This is a genomic window from Streptomyces sp. NPDC057307 (assembly GCF_042667665.1).
Lineage (GTDB): Bacteria > Actinomycetota > Actinomycetes > Streptomycetales > Streptomycetaceae > Streptomyces.
Genome location: NZ_JBHUZM010000141.1, coordinates 1 through 18,918, shown reverse-complemented (window position 1 = coordinate 18,918; position 18,918 = coordinate 1). Strand labels below are relative to the sequence as shown.

Annotated in this window: 11 protein-coding genes; 2 read left to right on the top strand and 9 right to left on the bottom strand. The window is 72.9% G+C overall.

What is annotated here, in order from left to right; genetic code table 11:
* Positions 1–46: 46 nt before the first annotated feature.
* The 7 genes from ACFUN8_RS31340 to ACFUN8_RS31310 all read right to left on the bottom strand — a co-directional run bounded on the left by ACFUN8_RS31340 (position 47) and on the right by ACFUN8_RS31310 (position 11,596).
* On the bottom strand, positions 47–1,174 hold the full coding sequence (locus tag ACFUN8_RS31340) for a BTAD domain-containing putative transcriptional regulator (protein ID WP_383645020.1): 1,128 nt from the start codon (positions 1,172–1,174) through the stop codon (positions 47–49).
* Between the two features lie 202 nt (positions 1,175–1,376).
* The gene (locus ACFUN8_RS31335; protein ID WP_383645017.1) at positions 1,377–3,488 is read right to left on the bottom strand and encodes an MMPL family transporter; all 2,112 of its coding nucleotides are present in this window, start codon (positions 3,486–3,488) and stop codon (positions 1,377–1,379) included.
* Between the two features lie 86 nt (positions 3,489–3,574).
* The gene (locus tag ACFUN8_RS31330; RefSeq protein WP_383645014.1) at positions 3,575–5,191 is read right to left on the bottom strand and encodes a prenyltransferase/squalene oxidase repeat-containing protein; all 1,617 of its coding nucleotides are present in this window, start codon (positions 5,189–5,191) and stop codon (positions 3,575–3,577) included.
* Between the two features lie 104 nt (positions 5,192–5,295).
* Positions 5,296–6,813, bottom strand: a complete 1,518-nt coding sequence (locus ACFUN8_RS31325) for an FAD-binding oxidoreductase (protein WP_383645011.1) — start codon at positions 6,811–6,813, stop codon at positions 5,296–5,298.
* 49 nt (positions 6,814–6,862) lie between these two features.
* Positions 6,863–8,635: an FAD-dependent monooxygenase gene (locus ACFUN8_RS31320; protein ID WP_383645009.1), complete on the bottom strand. Its 1,773-nt coding sequence runs from the start codon at positions 8,633–8,635 to the stop codon at positions 6,863–6,865.
* Positions 8,636–8,728: 93 nt separating this feature from the next.
* Positions 8,729–9,661 carry an aromatic prenyltransferase gene (locus ACFUN8_RS31315; protein WP_383645006.1) on the bottom strand — a complete coding sequence of 311 codons (933 nt, stop codon included), beginning with the start codon at positions 9,659–9,661 and terminating at the stop codon, positions 8,729–8,731.
* Between the two features lie 93 nt (positions 9,662–9,754).
* A complete protein-coding gene (locus ACFUN8_RS31310; RefSeq protein WP_383645003.1) occupies positions 9,755–11,596 on the bottom strand; it encodes a BTAD domain-containing putative transcriptional regulator in 1,842 nt (613 codons plus the stop codon).
* 223 nt (positions 11,597–11,819) lie between these two features.
* On the opposite strand from ACFUN8_RS31310, the gene ACFUN8_RS31305 reads away from it, so the two are divergent.
* Positions 11,820–11,981, top strand: a complete 162-nt coding sequence (locus ACFUN8_RS31305; protein ID WP_383645000.1) for a hypothetical protein — start codon at positions 11,820–11,822, stop codon at positions 11,979–11,981.
* Positions 11,982–12,159: 178 nt separating this feature from the next.
* On the opposite strand, the gene ACFUN8_RS31300 is transcribed toward ACFUN8_RS31305, so the two are convergent.
* Both ACFUN8_RS31300 and ACFUN8_RS31295 read right to left on the bottom strand, forming a co-directional pair.
* On the bottom strand, positions 12,160–15,195 hold the full coding sequence (locus ACFUN8_RS31300) for a BTAD domain-containing putative transcriptional regulator (RefSeq protein ID WP_383644997.1): 3,036 nt from the start codon (positions 15,193–15,195) through the stop codon (positions 12,160–12,162).
* Positions 15,196–15,351: 156 nt separating this feature from the next.
* Entirely contained in the window at positions 15,352–18,009 is a 2,658-nt protein-coding gene (locus tag ACFUN8_RS31295; protein ID WP_383644994.1) for an AMP-binding protein, read from the bottom strand.
* A gap of 356 nt (positions 18,010–18,365) precedes the next feature.
* Here ACFUN8_RS31295 and ACFUN8_RS31290 point away from each other — a divergent pair, with 356 nt between their 5' ends.
* On the top strand, positions 18,366–18,899 hold the full coding sequence (locus tag ACFUN8_RS31290; protein WP_383644991.1) for a hypothetical protein: 534 nt from the start codon (positions 18,366–18,368) through the stop codon (positions 18,897–18,899).
* The last annotated feature ends 19 nt before the right edge of the window (positions 18,900–18,918 follow it).

Sequence of the window (18,918 nt, the reverse complement as noted above, 5' to 3'; positions counted from 1 at the left end):
GTTCCAGGACCGCCGCGCCGGAGGCTTCCTCGGCCGGGACAGGATTCTACGAGTGCTCCAACTCCGGTGCCTGGCGCAGGATTTCCAGTTCCAGGTGCTGCAGCGCGGGGCTGGGCGAGATGCCCAGGTCCTCCAGCATCTTCTTCTGGTGGGCGCGCAGCACCGACAGGGCGTCGGCCTGCCGGCCCGCCCGGTACAGCGCGAGGCTCAGCAGTTCGCAGCCGTACTCGCGCAGCGGATGGGCCTGGGTGAACGCCACCAGTTCGGGCACCGCCATCTCGTGGTTGCCCACCGCGATCAGGGTGGCGCAGCGGCCCTCGATCACCGACAGGCGCATCTCCTCCAGGCGTACGGCCTCCGGGGCGACTTGCGGCGCCCCGGCCACCTCCGCGTACGCCTCTCCGCGCCACAGCGCCAGGCCCGCCTCGAACGCGTACAGCGCCCGCTGCGGATCACCCCGGTCCAGCGCCTGCCAGCCGGCGGTGGCGCTCTCCCCGAAGCGGTGGGCGTCGACCGAGACGGCCCGGCTGTCCAGCAGATAGCCCCGCCCGCGGGTGCACAGCACCGTCGCCGGGGTGCGCGGGGCCCGGTGCGGTTCCAGGGCGCGCCGCAGATTGGCGATGTACGCGTGCAGCGACGTGATCGCCGACTGCGGCGGCCGGCCGTCCCACAGCGCCTCCAGCAGTACGTCGACCGAGACCGGCTGGCCCACCTGGCTCACCAGCAGGACGAGCGCCGCGCGCTGTTTGGGCGCTCCCAGGTCCACCCACCGGCCGCCGACGGCGGCCTCGACCGGGCCGAGGACCCGGAACTCCACCCCGGCGTCCGACGCGGGAGGGGCCGGCGGACCGGCCGCGTCCGGGCCGGGGTGTCCGGCGGTGTCCGGGCCGGGGTGTCCGGCGGTGTCCGGGACGCTGTCGTCCCGGCGCCGCGGGAAGGCGGTGGTGTCGAGGTCCAGCACCTTGCTCACGTACTGCTTGAGTGTCTCGTTGGCCCGCTTCAACTCCCGGACCTCGCGCTCCAGTTCCGCCAGGCGCTGTGTACCGGTGCCTTCCGTGCTCCCCGCGATCCCCGTGCTCCCCCCTGGCCGCTGCTCGGCAACGGCCTGTCTTCCGCTCTGTCCGACGGCCACCGGGACGGCGGTCATGGTGCTGCGGCGGATTCCCCTGTCCATCGACTCTGCACTCATAGTTCTGCCCCGAAAATATTGTCCGGACATGCCCCGGACTGTGCATGCGGTCGCCTCTGTCACAAGCCCCCGCTCGAAGTACACGTGGCACGGCCCGGTCCGCTCCCCTCGGTCCACCGGCCGGCCTCCCGCGCACGGGCCCGGCGCCGCCGTGCGGGCGGCACCGGGGACCCGTGGCAGGGGTGGTTCATTTACCGCTGTACACGGGCACCTGACCGGGTTCGCCCACCGGCGCCACCGCGTCGTCGTGCTGCCGGAACAGCTTGCTGGGCCACCACATCCAGCGGCCCACGTCCAGGGTGAGCGCGGTGACCAGCACCGAGCGCACCACGAGGGTGTCGAGCAGTACGCCGAACGCCACCGCGAATCCCAGCTGTACCGCGAAGACCAGCGGCAGCGAGGCCATCGCCGCGAAGGTGCCGGCCAGCACCACACCCGCCGAGGTGATCACACCGCCGGTGGACGACAGGCCGGTCAGCGCGGCGCGGCGGGTGCCGTGCAGCAGTGTGTCCTCGCGGACCCGGGTGACCAGGAAGATGTTGTAGTCGATGCCCAGCGCCACCAGGAACACGAACGCCAGCAGCGGGAACGACGCCTCGGCCCCGGCGAGGCCGAAGACATGCTCGAACACCAGGCTGCTCACGCCGAGGGCCGCGCCGAACGACAGCAGCACCGTCGCCATCAGCAGCAGCGGCGCGACCACCGCGCGCAGCAGCACCCCCAGGATGAGCAGCACCACGAGCAGCACGATCGGGATGATCACCTTGGAGTCGCGGGCCGCCGCGTTCTGGGTGTCGACCATGATCGCGGTGCTGCCGCCGACCTGTGCGTCCGCGCCGTCGATCCGGTGGACCGCGGTCCGGGCGCGTTCGACGGTGCGCATCGCCGCCTCGCTGGTGGGCTCGGCCTCCAACTGCGCGAGCAGCACCGCCTCGCCGCCGCTGACCACGGGGTCCTCGACGCCGCTGAAGCCGGGCACCTCGGCCAGTGCCGTCTTGACCTGGTCCGCCGCGCCGGCCTTGGCCACCACGTAGACGGGGTCGCCGGCTCCGGCCGGGAAGTGCTCGGCGCGGATCTCCTCACCGACCGCCATCTGGGGCTTGTTGGTGAACTGGTCCTTGTTGGACAGGCCCGAGGCGTCGAGCCCGAGCGTGCCGAGCGTCATCGCGGCGAGCACCAGTACGGTGCCCACCCACACCAGGCGGGGACGGCCGGAGATGGCCTTGCCGACCCGGGTCCAGACGCTGTCCTTGTGCGTCGTCTCGGCGCCGTACACCGGCTTCACCGGCCAGAAGATCCATCGGCCGCAGGCGACCAGCAGTGCCGGCATCAGCGTCACCATGGCGAACAGGCCGACCAGGACGCCGATGGCGCAGGCCGGGCCCATGCCCTTGGTGGAGTTGAGGACGGCGAGCGTCAGCAGGGTCAGGCTGACCGCGACGGTCGCCGCGCTGGCCACGATCGCCGGGCCCGAGCGGTACAGGGCCTCCGCCATCGCCTCGTGCCGGTCCTCGTGGCGCGCCAACTCCTCCCGGTAGCGGGAGATCAGCAGCAGCGCGTAGTCGGTGGCGGCGCCGAAGATCAGGACGACCAGGATGAAGCTGGTCTGTTTGTTGATGACGAGGCCGGCGTCCCTGGCCAGCAGATAGATCACCGCCTCCGCCACCATCAGGGCGACGCCGACGGTGATCAGCGGCAGCAGGGGAAGTACCGGGCTGCGGTAGGTGATCAGCAGGATCAGCACCACGACCAGCGCGGTGATCGTGGTCAGCGCGCCGCCGCCGCCGAACGCCTTGATCGAGTCGGCGCCGTAGCCGGCGGGTCCCGTGACATGGAAGCCGAGGCCGTCCGTGTCCTGCTTCCCGACCTCGGTCATCGCGTCGACGACCTTGCCTAGTCCTTCCCAGCCGGACTGGTCCTTGTGGACCTGGACGATGGTCTGGATGGCCTCGCCGTCCTGGGACTTGACCGGTTCCTGCGGCGGGCCGACGACGTTCTCGATGCTCCGGAACGCCTCGGCGTCCGCCTGTGCCTTGGCCAGGTCGGCGTCGGTGACCCCGCCGGCCCGGTCGTAGATCACGATCGCGGGGACGGAGTCGGCGGGCATCAGCTTCTGGGCGCGCTCGACGACGGCGGTGGCCTCCGCGTTGCCGGGCAGCCAGGCCGAGTTGTCGTTCTCCTCCGCGTCACCGAGCTTCCCGGCCAGCATCAGCGCCGGGACCAGCACGACGGCCCAGAGCGCGATCACGACCCACTTGCCGACCCTTCCGCTGGGCAGGGCGGCCAGTTTTCTCAGCATGTCTGTCTCTCCGTGTTCAGTGGGGGTGAAGGTGCTTCTCACGGGGCAGTTGGTTCAGCGGTCGCGGTGGGTGTCCGGTTCGGAACTCACTGCATCTCCTGTACCCGCGCGCGGACATGGCCAAGGGCGAGCAGCACCGGGATGTCGGTGAGCAGCGGGAAGCGGTAGGCGAAGGGGCGCGGACCGACCATGTCGGGCGGGCCGCCGTAGCCGCCGTCGGCCTTCTGCCGCTCCAGCAGCCAGGCCAGGGAGGCGCCGACGGGCCGCGGATCGTCGGCGTGGCAGAGCGTGATCAGGCCGTACGCGGTGCTGATGTCGTCGCTGGGGTCACCGGGCTGCATGCCCCAGCCGCCGTCGGTGTTCTGTGTCTCGCGCACCGTCTGCTCGATCCGCGCGGCCATGGCGGCCGAGCGCGCGTCGTCCGGGCTCGCCGTGCAGGCGGCGAGCCGTACCCGGAACAGGCTGTGCAGGCGGCTGCGGCTCCAGCCCGGCTCGAAGCCGCCGTCGGCGAGCTGGCTGTCGGCGAGGAACCCCAGGGCCTTCCGGCGCTGCGGTGCGGTGGCCGGGTGCGGGCCGAGCGCGCAGACCGCGGCGGCCGTCATGCACGGTTCGGAGGAGGCTCCCTGGACGTACGTCGGGAAGCCGCCGTCCGTGCCCTGCACGGCGAGCAGCGCGGCCACCCCGCCCCGTACCGTCTCCGCGTGCGCGACCGGGTCGACGACCTGGAGGAACTCCAGGGCGCAGGCGGTGTCGTCGACGTCGTTCTGCGCGACGATCGGCGACATGGACCAGCCGCCGGTCAGCGCCTCGCCGCGGGAGAGCGAGCGCAGCGCGGCGCCGCCGCGCTGGGCGCCGAGGGTCGCGGCCATACGGCGCAGCAATCGCGGGTCTGCGCCCGCCGCGTGCAGGGCGAGACCGCCGGTGGACGTGCACCAGTTGTGCATCTCCAGGACGAACGGGAAGCCGCCGTCGGCGCGTTGGTGGCGCAGCAGTGTCGTGAGGCCGCCCCGCACGGTCTCCTCGTGGCCGGGTGTTCCGGCGAGCGCGTGCAGCACCAGCAGGTGCATCAGCGCGTAGCCCTCCCACACCGAGGTGGCGGGGTCGGTGGCCAGCAGGGTGTCCAGGGCGGCCTCGGTGGCCCGGTTCCGTACGCCGAGGGCGCCGGCCAGGATCAGCGTGATGGACGCCTGCTGCACGGCGGCCCAGGAGTGCAGCGGGTCGGTGGGTACCTGTCCGCCGCCCGGGAGTTCGGCGTCGGCGGGCAGCGGGCAGCCGAGCACCGAGAGCACCGCGTACACCATGAGGCGGCGGCGGGTGGAGATGAAGCCCGGCGCGGCGCCCAGGATGCCCGACGCGAGGGTGCCGACGAGGGCGCTGTCGCCGCCGGGTTCCCGGCCCGCGGCGGCCCCGACGGCGAGCGAGGCGAGCACCCGGTCGAGCTGGTCGGGGGACTCCAGATGACCGCGCAGATAGGCCAGGAGGCGGTCCCGGGCCGGGGAGTCGGCGCCGGTCCGGGTGATCAGTGAGAGGGCGAGCGCGGACTCCAGCACTCTGCTCTCGCACTGCTCCCGTATCGCCCCGTCGTCGTCGGTTCTGCCGCTGACGTACGCGACCAGCCGGGTGGTGGCCCGCCGCACGTCGTCCGGGCGAACTCCGTCGGGCAGCGCCAGCGGGGCCGGGCGCCTGCGGTCCGCGATCTTCATGGAGTACTCCTGTCTGGGCCGGTCCGCACCGGCGGGGGCCCGGGGTTACGGGAAACGGGCCCGCCCCGCCGGGGAGGCGATCCCCGGCGGAGCTGGGCGGTGGGTCAGCGGACGCCTTGTGCGAACCGGAAGAACCGGTACGGGTCGTACTTCTCCTTGACCCGGGCCAGGCGCGCGTAGTTCTCGCCGTAGTAGGAGCGCTGCCAGTCCGGCAGTCGCGGGTCGATGAAGTTCTGGTACGTCTCGCCGTTGGAGTACGGGTCGATCACCGCGAAGCCGCTGTCGACGTACTGCGCCGCGGCGGCCTTGGCCTCGGCCGAGACCGGCGCGGCGGCGTTCGAGGTCAGGTAGCTGACGGAGAAGAGGCTGTCGCGGTGGACATAGGCGGTGGCGTCGCGGGCCACGGTGTTGGCCCGGCCGCCGAGGGCCGAGATCTGCAGCTGGCGCATCTGCCCGGCGAACCGGTTCGCGTCGAACGCCTCCAGTGCCTTGGCCCAGCCCTCGCGCGGCATGGTCCGCTCGAACAGCCGGCTGCGCCAGGCGCCGAACGCCGGGCGCTGGATCTTCCCGTCGGGCGAGGTGTCGGCGCGGTGGCACTGCTGCACCGTCAGCTCGGAGCACAGGTACAGCTGCATCAGGACCGACTTGTACGGGGCGGTGAACTTCTGCTGGTAGACCGGGGGTTGGCCGACCAGCGAGATCAGCCGGGCGATCTCGGTGTCGAACGTGGCGCCGGTGTCCACCGAGGCGAGGAACACCGAGGCGGTCGGCACGGTGCCGGGACCGGCGTCGGTGAGCGTGACGTTGACACCGCTGCCGATCGTCCACGGGGCGTCGGCGAGCCACCGGGTCCAGCCGTCGAGCATGTCCAGGGACTGGTCGAAGGTCCAGACGAGGTTGATGGCGGCCACGTCGGTCAGCGGCGAGGGCGTGACCTCGTACGAGGTGACGATGCCGAAGTTGCCGCCGCCGCCCCCGCGCAGGGCCCAGTACAGATCGCTGTGGCGGTCCGGCGAGGCGGTGACGGTGCGCCCGTCGGCGAGGACCACCTGCGCCGAGGTCACCTTGTCGGAGGCGATGCCGATGCTGCGGGTGAACAGGCCCATGCCGCCGCCCTGGAAGAACCCGCCGGCCGCGACGGTGGGGCAGTATCCGCCGGAGATGCCGAGGCCGGCCGGGGCGAGCCTGTCCGCCATGTCGACGAGCTGGGCGCCGGGCCCCATCCGCACCGAACCGTCGCCGAGCGCGATGGAGTTGAGCCCGGAGACATCGATGACCAGGCCCTGGGTGGTGGAGTAGCCGGCCGCGCTGTGGCCGCCGCTGCGCGCGGCGACATGTATGCCGTGCGCCTCGGCGAAGCGGACGCAGGTGGCGACGTCGGCGGTGGAGGCGCAGTAGGCGACCGCCCTGGGGCTGGTGGCGTCGAACTGGACCTGGTAGAGCTGCTTGGCCCGCTGGTAGTCCGTGTCCGACGGGAGTACGAGACGTCCCTGGAGCCGGTCGGCCAGCCGGTTCCACTGGCTGCCGAAGCCGGCGGACTTGGCCTGCGCGGCGCCGGACAGCGCCGTCGTGGCCAGCGTGACCCCGCCGGCGCCGGCGAGGAAGGACCTTCTGTTGATCATGCTGTGTCTTCCGTGTTCTTCAGAGGGCTCGGGCGGGTGGTGTGGGTGGTCACGGGGTGCGGTGCCCCAGGACGAGGGAGAGTGCCTCGGTGAGGGCTCCCGCCGGGTCCGCCTCGGCGCCCGTGGCGCGCCAGGCCACGTGCTGGTCGGGCCGGACCAGGACGGCGCCCGCCCCGTCCGTTTCGCGCAGGCGCTGCCAGGCGCCGTCGGCGTCGGTGTACTCGCCGCCGTCGCCGATCCGGACCGTGGTCACGGGGACGGAGAGCTTCTCGGCGGCCAGTTCGGCGGCCCGGGTCCAGGCGGCCCCGTCCGCCCCGGTGATCAGCACGAAGCCCGTGCCGGAGCCGACCAGGTCGTGGGTGGACACCCGCGTACCGTCCCGCTCGACCCAGGCGTGCGGCAGCAGGTGCCCCGGGCGGGTCGTGGGCCGGTACTCGTCGCCGAGCGGCGAGCGGGCCGGCGGGCGGCTGCCGTCCGGGACGACCGCGCCCTGCTCGTAGGCGAAGCCGGTCTCCACGTCGAGGGCCTGGCACTCGCCGCGGTGGGTGGCGAAGATCTCCGCCGCCCGGGCGCGCTGCGCGGCACCGACCGGGGTCGGTGAGAAGTAGGAGAAGAACACGGGCGTGCGGCGCTCCGGCGGCACGTGCGGGCCGAGTCCGACCGCGGCGTCGATGACCACCTGGTGGTGCGAGGCGGCGGACATCGCCCAGCCCAGGTTGTACTGGCCGACGGGGCGGCGCTCGGCCTCGTAGGTGTCGAGCAGGCTGTCGCCCGCGCGGCCCTGGAGCACGGCGGCGAGCTTCCAGGCGAGGTTGTGCGCGTCCTGGATGCCGCTGTTGAGGCCGAGGCCGACCGCGGGCGGCTGGCGGTGGGCGGCGTCACCGACGAGGAACGCCCGGCCGTGGCGGTAGCGCTCGGCGAGTACCGCCTCCACGCTCCAGCTGGTCACGTCGTGCAGGGTCAGTTCGAGGTCGGGCAGGCCGAGCACCTCGCGGATACGGCCGACGACGGCTTCCTCGTCGGTGCTGTCGATACCGACGAGCGGCAGGTGCAGGCCCCACTCCTCGCAGTGCTTGCCCCAGGTCGGGCCCATCTCGATGAGGGCGCTGGAGAGTTCGCGGCGGTAGGGGTTGAGGAACCAGGTGATGACCGAGCCCTCGGTCCACCACTGCGACAGATCGGCGGAGAAGTACGCCGTGGTGGCGTCGAACAGGGCGGGCAGGCCCTCCATGCGTACGCCGAGGGCGGGGCCCACCGTGCGGCCGGCGTCCGCCGCGATCACGTACCGCGCGACGACCGTCGTGGTCTCGCCGGTCTCGGTGGAGCGGATCTCGGCGGTGACGCCGCTGCCGCCCTCGTCCTCGGTGAGCGAGACGAGTTCGTGGCCGAACCGGACGCGTCCGGGGTTCCGCTCCTCCGCGTGGCGGCGCAGCACCGGTTCGAGGCGCAGTTGCGGCAGTTTGGCGGGCATCACGGGGCCCGCCGCTTCGTAGGTCTCGCGCAGCGTGCCGCCGCCGAAGCCGTCCATCTCGTGGATGATCCGCCCGTCGAGCGGGCCCGGGCCGGTGAGCGTGGTCTGCCAGCGGACCTTGCCGAACTGCTCGGGTGCGGCGGCCGGTTCGGCCACGTCGTCCGCCAGGCCGTACTGGCGGAAGATCCCCATGGTGCGCTGGTTGATGTAGTGCGCCTTCGGCAGGCGCGAGGTGTCCGCGCGGCGCTCCACCAGCAGGTGCTCGACGCCGTGGCCTGACAGGAAGACGGAGGCGGCCAGGCCGGAACCGCCGCCGCCCACGATCAGTACCGGAACTTCTACGGTGCTCAAGGTGCGACCTTTCGAAAAGATGGGACGACAAGGCAAAGGGGACAGAGAGGCAAGGAGAGGAGAGGAGGAGCGCGGCGCGGAGGCGGCGCGGGCTCACACGGGGTCCGCGAGGGCCCCTTCGTGGAGCTGCATGATCTCCGGCACGCCGGAGTCCCAGCGGTAGTAGGCCTGGAGCTTGTAGTACTCACCGTCGGGCTGGGAGGCGACCGCGTAGACGAACTTCGTGTTGGGGTCGGCGTCCTGCACATGCCGTACGAACAGCCCGATCCGCTCGTCGAGTTCGACGGGCAGGGAGGCCGGGTCCGTCGTGACCACGGCGAAGGAGATCCGCTCGATGACCGGGGAGTCCCAGTCGAGGGTCACGTAGACGCCGAAGGCCCGGCGGCCGAGCCGGAGCATCTGCTCGCTGGGTTCGGCCTGGTCGACCTCGCGGAGCATGGCTCGTACGGACTCGGGCGCGATGCCGCCGGCGGGCGGCTCGCCGAAGTAGATGTTGACGGTGCGGTTGCGGTAGTCGATGCCGAGCAGGCCGACGGTGTCGCCCAGGCCGTGCCGGGCGATGAAGTCGAGGCTCGCGCCCAGGCTGGGCGGCATCGACGGGAGGCCGGCGAGCTTCTTGACGTCCTGGAGGGCGGTGCGGGGCAGCACCACCCATATCTTCTTGAACCCTCCGACGACACCGAAGTCGATGCCGTAGCCGTCGACGGGGCAGTTGTCGCGCAGGTCCGCGAGCAACTGGGCCACGGGGTGGTCCGTCTTCTCCAACAGCCCGTTTTCCAGGGCGAGTCGGTACGGGTCGATGTCCTGCGGCACCGTGAACCGGCAGTCCAGCTCGCCCGCGCGGCGCGCACCGGTCGCCACCCGGAACGCGACCTGTGCCTGGGTGAGATCGCCTCCGTACAGATCCAGGACGCGCAGCACGTCGTCGCGCGCGTACGGCACCTCCAGCAGTCCGGCCGCTTCCTCGATGGCCGAGTAGAGGGCCTGTACCGCGTCTTGTCGAGTGATCGGGGCCGCCTCACTCATGGCAGTCACCATCCTTACGCTTCATGGCGGCCGGCCTCGGCCGGCTGTCTTGAACAGGGCTGTCGTCGGGTTTGCCGTCGGCCGGGCACGGGGTCACCGGGGCAGCTCCCGTCGGGGAGTCGTGTCCGCGTGCAGCAGGACCAGCGGGTGGAAGCGGTAGCGGTCCTCGCCGAGAGCGCCGTCGGGCTCGGCGAGGAGCAGGCTGCCGTCGACGAGTTCTTCCAGGGCGCGTTCCGCCTCGGTCTCGGCCAGGCCGGTCACCTCGCCCGCGAGCCGGGCGGTGAAGGGGCCCGGCCCCACGGAGGCGAGCCAGGGCAGCAGGGCGGCGGTGGCCGGGGTCAGCCGGGTGAGGGCGTGGCCGAAGGTGCGGGTCAGGTCGAGGCTGCCGTAGCTCAGGGCGGCGACGCGGGTGCGCGGGTCGGCGAGCCGGGCGGTGAGCCGGGCCACGGTCCGGTGCGGGCGGGCGGCGAGCCGGGCGCCCGCGATCCGCAGCGCGAGCGGCAGCCCGGCGCAGTAGCGCACCAGGTCCCGGACCGCGGCGGGTTCGGCGCGGATACGGTCTGCGCCGACGGTCTCTGCGAGCAGCGCCACCGCGTCCTCGTCGCCCAGCGGTCCGAGGCTCATGGTGCGGGCGGCTGGCACGCACGCCAGCCGTGCCCGGCCGGTGGCGAGCAGCGCGCTGTCCCGGCCGGCGGGCAGCAGCCCGGTCAGTTGTACGGCGCTCGACGCGTCGTCGAGTACGACGAGCAGCCGGGCGTCCGCGGTCCGGGCCCGGTAGCGGCTCACCAGTTCGTTCAGGCCGTGCCGGGCGGTGTGCCCGGTGTCCGGTGTCTCGCCCAGCGCGGCGAGGATCTCCGCGAGTACGGCCGCGGGCGGGCGGGCGGTCCCGTCGGCGTCCTGGAGGTCGGCGTGCACCACGCCGTCCGGGAACGCCTCGGCACAGCCGTGGGCGACTTCGGCGGCCAAAGCCGTCTTGCCGCTGCCGGGCATGCCCGTGACGAGTACCGCACCGAGCCGGGCGGCGGGGCCCGAGGGGCGGCGCAGCAGCAGCGACCTGAGCCGGGCCGCGTCGGCGGCGCGACCGGTGAACGCGGCGGCCCGGCCGGGCAGCAGCACGTGCGGCCGGCGCGGCGTGTCGGGTCTCTCGCCGCGCAGCATCCGCAGATAGGCCCTACTGAGCAGTCGCCCGGGTACGACGCCGAGTTGTTCGTCGAGGATCCGCCGGCCTTCGCCGTAGACCTGGACGGCCTCGGCCTGCCGGTCGGAGCGGTGCAGTGCGGTGATGAGGTGGGCGCGCAGATTCTCGTCCATGGGGAAGCGGGCCACCAGGGAGAGGAGTTCGGGGACCAGGGAGCGGTGCCGGCCGAACGACAGGTCCGCCTCGATGCGGCGTTCCAGGGCCTGCGCCCGTAGGAATTCCAGACGTGGCCGCTCGAACTGCAGAAGGTGCTCGGTCACGTTCTCCAGGGCATAGCCGCTCCAGCAGTCGAGCGCGCCACCGAGAAGTCTGCCCGCTTCCTCGTGGCGGCCCTCCTCAAGGGCTTGGCGGCCAAGTCGTTCGAGCCGTTCGAAGGAGAACAGGTCAACCTTCGCCTCTCGGGGATCGAGAATATATCCCGGCCCTTTCCGAAAGATCTGCACATGGTTCCCGAGTGCTTTTCTGAGCCGGGAGACATAGGTATAGATCTGCGCGTTCGACGTGGGCGGCGGCGCCTCTCCCCACAGCGCAGTACTCAGCCGGCTGTCGGCGACCAGAGCGCCGCGGGCGAGCAGCAGTACCGCGAGTACCGTGTGGATCTTCGCCCCTGAGAGCGGGACCACCGTGCCCGCCCGGGTCGCGGAGACCGGGCCCAGCAGTCTGAATTCGAGCGCCCCCGATATGTCCGCGCCCGGACCGTGCGGCTCGCCGACCCTTTCGACGGGTCTCAATGCCACACCAGCGGAGTTCAGCACAGCGCAATCCCCATCCCCCGATGTCCACTGCGAATTCTTCTCCGGAAGACTATCCGCGAGCACTTTTTCCGCGATATCGAGTCGATTTCGAGTACGCGAAACAGCGGGGAAATCACATCAAAAGCACGTACCTCATAGGATGCTTCCAGAAAGTGCGTCAGGGCACTTCCGCAAGCATTTGCAGAAACAATGAGGAGAATCCATCATGCGTAAGCCCCGTATGGCCGCGAGTGCGCTCGCCGGCGCCGCGCTCCTCCTTCTTCCGCTGCTTCTCGCCGTGGGCGCCGGGGTGGGGGACGAGGATCTGCCGTGGACCGGGATCAGCGCGCGGAGCAGCACCGTCGAGGACGACCTGCCCTGGACGTGACGCCTATGCGGGACGCCGTATGCGGGACGGCGTAGGTGGGACGGCGTAGGTGGGACGGCGTAGGTGGGACGGCGTAGGTGGGACGGCGTAGGTGGGATGCGGGGCGCCGTGCGCGAGACCCGGGGCGCCGTACGTGGGATGCCGGGCGCCGTACGCGGGAGGCGGCGGGTGACTCGGCTCAGCGGTCGGCGAGCAGGCAGGCCAGGACCGATCCTTCGATGGGGCGGACCGCGTCGTGCGACTCCAGCACCTCGCGCAGCCGGCCGGCGCGCCGCACCCACATCGGCGCCTTGAACGTACGGAACTCCTCCTGGGCCCAGTCCAGGGGTTCGCCCGCGCCGCTGGCGCCGCTGATCGCCTCGGCGCAGGCGAGGTGCGTGACGATGCGGGCCTGCAGGAACCGGTCGCCCACCTCTTCGGCGAGGCGCAGCGCCCGCAGCAGACTGGCCCGGGCCTTGTGCGGCTCGTTCTGCCGCCACTGGGCCTCGCCGAGGGCGCACAGCCCGTGGGCCTCGCCGAGCCGGTCGCCCTGGCCGCGGGTGAGGCCCACCACGTCGTGGCAGATCCGCTCCGCCTGCGGCGCCCGGCCCGCGCCGAGCAGTGCCTCGGCGAGCCGGTAGAGGTTCTGGGTGCGGCTGCGCAGCGACCCGGCCGTGTAACTGACCTCGATCGCCTGGCTGCTCAGCTCCACGCCGCGTTCGGGGTCGCCCTGCTCGATCTCGATCTGGGCGAGCAACCCCAGCGCGTGGGAGAGGCCCGAGTTGTCCCCGGCCTGCCGGAACAGCACCAGGGACTCCTCGCAGTAGCGGGCCGCACCGGTGAGGTCGCCGAGGAAGCGGGCGCACACCGCGAGGTTGCGCCGCGCGATGGCCCGGCCCTGGGTGTCGTCGGTCCGCTCCAGCTGGGTCAGGGCGGTGAGCAGCAGCTCCCGCGCCTCCTCGTAGCGGCGCTGGTAGATGGCGAGTGTCCCCAGACAGCGGAGCATGGTGCCCGCGCCGCGGGTGTGGCCGGCGCGCCGGGCGCCGTCGAGAGCGCACTCGGCGGTACGCCGCCAGTCCTCCAGGTAGTTGCGGGTCTCGTAGAACGGGACCGCCCCCACCACGAGGAGCCAGGCACGGGCCGCGTGCCCGTCCCGGACCGCCTGCGCCACCAGGGCGTCGAGCGTCTCGCGCTCGTCCTCGAACCACTTGATGGGGTCGGCGACGAGTTCGCTGACCGTCTCGCCCGGGACCGGCTCGGTGTGCGCCGGATCCCCGTGCGGCGCCTTGCCCTTCCCGTACAGCTGCTCCTGGGCCGCGTACACCAGCGTGAGCACGGCGGTCAGGATCCGGTCCAGGCTCTGTTCGCATTCCTGCGCGTCGTCCTCGGCCAGGCACCGCTCCCGGGCGAACAGGCGCATCGTGTCCTGGAAGCGGAAGCGGGTCCCGCCGCCCTGGGCGGGACGGGTCTCCAGGAGCTGGGCGCCGACGAGTTGGAGCAGTAACCGCTCGGAGGCGTCCGGGGTGACGCCGAGGACGGGGACGCCTATCCAGGCCGGGAAGTCGGGCACCTCCAGCATGCTCAGCTGTCGGTAGAGCCGCGCGGCCTGCACCGACAGTGCCCGATAGCCGAGCCAGACGCCTGAACGCAGCCCGCCCTCGCCCGGGTTGAGCACACCCATTCGCTCGCGGCGGTCCTCCATCCGCGCCGCCATCTGACGCAGCGTCCACCGATGGTCGGACAGCAGTCGGGTGGCGACGACCCGCAGGGCCAGCGGAAGCCGGTCGCACAGGTCCACCAGGCGCCGCGCCGCGGCCGGTTCGGCCGTCACCCGGTGCTCGCCGATGGTGGCGGCGAGCAGGTCCAGGGACTCGGCCGGGCTCATGGCGCCCAGTTCCACGCGGGTCACGGCGAAGGATCCGGCGAGGCCGTTCAGCGGGTCCCGGCTGGTGACCAGGACCCGGGCGGAGCCACGGCAGGGCAGCAGCGGGCGAATCTGTTCCACGGAGCGGGCGTTGTCGAGGATGACGAGCAGCCGTCTGCCGTCGAGGGTGCCGCGGTAGAGCGCGGCCCGGTCCTCAAGGTCGGCCGGGATCGAGGTGCCCGGCACACCGAGCGCGCGCAGCGCCCGGTCCAGGGCCGCCTCGGGGGTGCCGGGACCGCCGTGTCCGTGCGGGCCCCGGAGGTCCACGTAGAGCCGGCCGTCGGGGAAGCGCCCCGCGACGCGGTCGGCCCAGTGCAGGGCGAGGGCGCTCTTGCCGACCCCGGCGGTGCCGCAGACCGTCGCGATGCGGGCCGTGGTGGCGTCGGCGTACCCCGACGCCGACGGCACGAGCCGCCGCAGCAGCTCAAGGGCGCCTTCCCGGCCGACGAACGGCTCGCGGGCCAGGGGGAGTTGGCGCGGTCCGGTGTCAAGGACGGGGCCGGTAACGGCATCGGGCACAGTGACGTCCGGTACGGCGGCGGGCCGCACCAGGATCTGCCCGTCGCCCTCCAGCACCGTGCGGTGCAGTTCCCGTAGTTCGGCGCCGGGTTCGACGCCCAGCTCGGCGACGAGGACACGGCGCCCTTCGCGGTAGCAGTCCAGCGCTTCGGACCGGCGGCCCAACTGGTGGTACGCCTGCATGAGGACGGCGCGGGCGTGCTCGCGCAGCGGGTTCTCCGCGACGATCGGACCCAGGCTCTCCACCACCGACCGGTGGCGGCCCTGCTGGAGCTGGACGGCGGCGTACTCCTCGGCCAGGTCGATCCTCAGCTCGGAGATCCGGCCGACCGTGCCGCTCAGCGCGCTGCCGTCCATGCCGTCGAGCACCGGCCCCGACCACAGCGCGAGGGCGTCCTCGAAGCGGGCCGCGGCCTCGCCCGGGTCCCCGGCCTCGGCGGCGCCGCGGGCGGCGGCGGCCGACTCGTACAGGTGGGCCACGTCCACGTAGTGGCCCTCGCGGTGCAGCACATAGCCGGGGAGCTGCGTCTCGATGAGGCCGCCGACGCCCGCCTCGTCGCGGAATGTCTTGCGCAGCGCGGAGACGCAGATGGCGATCTGGTTGCGGACGGTGACGGGAGGGTCACTGTGCCAGACGGCGTCCGCGAGCGCGTCCACGGAGACGGCCCGCCCCGGAGTCAGCAGCAGCATGGCCAGCACCGTGCGCTGCCGTGCGCTGCGCAGCGGTAGCGGCCGGCCGTCCACGCTCACCTTCAGCGGACCCAGCACCTGGAAAGACAAATGGGGCGCCATACCGCCTCCCCCCGAGACTGCGCGCACCCCCACCCCCCGCGGAGACACTGCTCGGACATTCTGTGGACTAGATCAGATCTTGACAACACAGTTCTGCACCAATTCACGCTCAGTGGCGGTGACTTCGCGCTTTTCTTGCGGATCCGGTGAATTCCGCTACGTTCCGTCACCGGCCGTCCGAGGCGGGTCCGCCGTTTGGTGTATACCTCTCAGCCGGGCCTCGATCTCCTTGCTCACCCGGTTGCCGGCCCGGCCGTTGGCCAGTACGACGAGGCCGCTGCCCGCGCGCAGGCAGAGCAGCGAAGCGGCGTAGTAGCCGGGCGGGCCGGCCTCGTGCGCGAACTCCAGGTCGGAGCCGGGGGCGTCGGCCGTCGTGGCCGGGCCGTCGAGGCCGTCGAGGCCGTCCGGGTCGGGGCCTCTCGTCCGGATCCCGCGCGGTTCGCGGGCCCTGCGGGCCAGCAGGCGGGCCGCGGTGTCCCGGCCGATCAGCGCGAGCGGGGCGCCGAGCACGGAACGCCGGATCTCCAGCACCACCTCGGCCAGGTCGGCGGCGGTGGTCCACAGCTCGGCCGGATCCGCGGCCCGGCGGGCGCCGTCGAGCGCCCGGCCGGCGGCGTCATGGCCCAGGCGGGCCACGGGGGCGCCGGTCCGGCCCCTCGTACGGGGCGGGGGTTCGCCGAACGAACTGTCGTCCAGGCCGAGCGGGCCGAGCACCAGGCGCCGCATCAGCGGGCCGAACGCCTCGCCCGTGACGTTCTCCAGCAGCCCGGCGCCCGCGTCGGCGCGGCAGCGGCCCAGCAGATCCGCCAGGGTGACCGGCGCGTCCCCGGCCCGGCCTACCTCGGCGTCCAGCGCGAGCACGCCCTCGTCCACCAGACGCAGCGCGCCCAGGACCGCGACGTACCGGCTCAACTCCCCCACCGGGAAGGCGGTACGCGGGGTGATCGGCCTGCCCGCGCCGTCGAAGCCCGCGGCCTCGACCGCGACCAGACCGCCGTCCTCCAGCACGGCGACGCAGGCGCCCGGCACCCGGTGTGCCGCGAGCAGTTCGGCGAGTGCGCGCCCGCCGAGGAGCGTGCGCGGCCCCGGCGAGGCCCGCCTGCCGGAGCTGTCCGGCCCGCGCCGCCCGTACGCCCCGGGCAGCGCCGCCCGCTCCACGCGCCCGTCGGCGTCGCGCGGCAGCTCGTCGAGGAGGGTGAGGCTCCCGGGTACCAGATGTCCGGGCAGCCGCCGCCCGCAGTGGGCCACCAGCGCCGCGGCGTCCAGGCCCTGCGCGCCGGGGCGCGGCACCACATAGGCGGCCAGGCGGACATCGCCCGGTGCGGGCCGCACGTCGATGACGACGGCCTCGCCGACGCCGGGGTGGTCGTGCAGCGCCTCCTCGGTCTCCGCCGGGTCGGTCCGGTGTCCGCGTAACCACAGCTGCCGGTCGGTACGGCCGAGCAGTTGCACCTCCCCCGCCGCCGTGCGGCGCGCGAGCTGCCCGGTGCGGTGCATCCGTGTCCCCGCCGGACCGTAGGGATCGGGGACGAACCGCTGCGCCGTCAGCGCGGCCCGGCCCACATAGCCGCGGGCGACGCCGGGACCGGCCACGTACAGCTCGCCCACCGCGCCGTCCGGGACCGGCAGAAAGGCGGCGTCGAGCACCCGCGGCTGCGCGTCCGCGCCGGACCTCATGGGGCTCAGGAAGGTGCCGTACGACGTCTCGGCCGTCCCGTACTCGGTGCGCAGCCGGCCGGGGCTGAGCAGTCCGGCGAGCCGCACCGCGGCGGGCCCCGGTGCCCCGCCCGCGACCACGAAGGTCGCGGCCAGCGCCACACTCCCCGCGTCCCCCAACTGCCGCACCAGCAGCTCCAGATGACCTGGCGTCAGTTTCAGGAACGCGAACGAGCCGGCCGCCGCGAGCCACGCCCCCAGCTCCGCCAGGTCCATGGTCTGCGGTGCGAGCAGCACCCGCTGTCCGGCCCACAGCGGAGCCCACAGGCCCGTCACCGCCAGCTCGAAGGCGACGGGTGCGAACACCGCCGTGCCGCCGTCGTCCGCACCGGTCAACTCCCGTGCCGCCCAGGCCACATGGTGGGCCAGGCCGCGGTGGGTGACCGCGACGGCGAGCGGATGCCCGGCCGCCGCGGGTACCTGCGTCACATACGCCACGTCCTCCGGATCCGGCGCCCCGGCGAGCGGCTCGTCGGAGTGCCGGGCGAGCGCGCCGCAGACCTCGGGATCGTCCACGTACCGGACCTGTCCGTCGAATCCGTTCGGCCCGTACGCCACTTCGGTGACCAGGACCCGGACGCCCGCGTCGGCGAGGAGCGCGCACAGCCGGGCCGCCGGGAAGGCCGGGTCCAGCGGCAGGCACCCGGCCCCCGCCTTCCACACGCCCAGCGTCACCGCGTGCATCTCGGCGCCCAGCCCCAGCAGCACCCCCACCAGCGCGCCGCGCCCCACACCCAGCGACCGCAGATAGCGGGCCCAGCGGTTCGACGCCGCGTCGAGCCCCCCGAATGACAGCGCGAACCCCTCCCCCTGTACGGCCACGCTGCCCGGCACCCGGCGAGCCTGCCGCCCGACGACGCCGACCACGCAGGGACCCCCCGCGCTCACCCCCTCCGCCGCACGCCGGCGCAGCCCCGCCGGACGCGGATCGGCCCACACCTCCTGCACCCGGGCCAGACACAGCTCCCGCGCCCCGCTGGTCCCCTCGGCACGCCAGCCGGCGGGCAGTTCACGGTCGGTCCACCAGGTGGAGTACTGTCCCTCGCCGTTGAGCACGACGCGCCACTCCGCGGGGACGACGGTCTGTGGTTCGGACAAGGCCGCTCCTGTCGGGTCCATGGGTATTCCCTGGGTCGGAAGAGTCGAGTCCACTCTGTCGGTGCGTGCCATACCCGACCTATACGAGCGCTGAATCCTCAGGGGCGGGGCCCGGCCGGGCCCCGCCCGTCCCTCTCCCCGCCGCGGGCCCTCGCGGATCACGGGGCGGGGATTGCTTTTCGGCCGCTCCGCGACCGCACCTCGGCCACTGCGCGCCGTTCATCGGCGGCAGCCAAGAGATCGCCAACCACCAGAAGAGGATCACGGGCTGTAATGCGGTCGCGACGCCGGGCCCGGCACTCGTGCGCATCCCAGTTCTGTCAGGAATACGGCAACTGCCAAGAAGGAGCACCCCCATGTACAGCTTCTCGACGCGACGACTCACCCTGACCGCGATCGCGGCCTCGGGCGCGCTCACCGCGTCCCTGGCCCTGGCCGGCTCGGCTTTCGCCGTGGCTCCGGCGACGGCGACGGCCTCGTACAACTGCGGTTCCGCGGGCAGCGGCACCATCACTCTCAACGCGGCCGACTCCGGCGGCGGCAAGACGCTGCAGATCTCCTCCACGGACATCCGTACGGAGTTCCCGCTCGATGCCAACACCGTGACCACGACGCTGAAGCTGAAGAAGTCCTCGGGCGGCGCGACGAGCGAGGTGCAGTTCTCCGGCACCGCGCACGGGGCCGCGAACACGGGCGACCCGATCGCGTTCGGTCCGCTCCCGCTCGCCGCCGGATCCCTGGCCGCCGGTGACACCACCGACTCGGTCGCCCTCACGGGCGAGCCGAGCGAGACCAACTGGTCCCTGAAGTTCACCGTGAACGACCCCGCCGGCACCTTCACCTCCTACTGCACGGCCACCAGCAACCAGTCAGCCGCACAGACCTGGTAACCCAACGGCACGCCGCGTC

Coding starts and splice junctions, on each gene's coding strand:
- ACFUN8_RS31340 (WP_383645020.1), bottom strand. CDS start 1,174: ATGGACAGGGGAATCCGCCGCAGCACCATGACCGCCGTCCCGGTGGCC.
- ACFUN8_RS31335 (WP_383645017.1), bottom strand. CDS start 3,488: ATGCTGAGAAAACTGGCCGCCCTGCCCAGCGGAAGGGTCGGCAAGTGG.
- ACFUN8_RS31330 (WP_383645014.1), bottom strand. CDS start 5,191: ATGAAGATCGCGGACCGCAGGCGCCCGGCCCCGCTGGCGCTGCCCGAC.
- ACFUN8_RS31325 (WP_383645011.1), bottom strand. CDS start 6,813: ATGATCAACAGAAGGTCCTTCCTCGCCGGCGCCGGCGGGGTCACGCTG.
- ACFUN8_RS31315 (WP_383645006.1), bottom strand. CDS start 9,661: ATGAGTGAGGCGGCCCCGATCACTCGACAAGACGCGGTACAGGCCCTC.
- ACFUN8_RS31305 (WP_383645000.1), top strand. CDS start 11,820: ATGCGTAAGCCCCGTATGGCCGCGAGTGCGCTCGCCGGCGCCGCGCTC.
- ACFUN8_RS31300 (WP_383644997.1), bottom strand. CDS start 15,195: ATGGCGCCCCATTTGTCTTTCCAGGTGCTGGGTCCGCTGAAGGTGAGC.
- ACFUN8_RS31290 (WP_383644991.1), top strand. CDS start 18,366: ATGTACAGCTTCTCGACGCGACGACTCACCCTGACCGCGATCGCGGCC.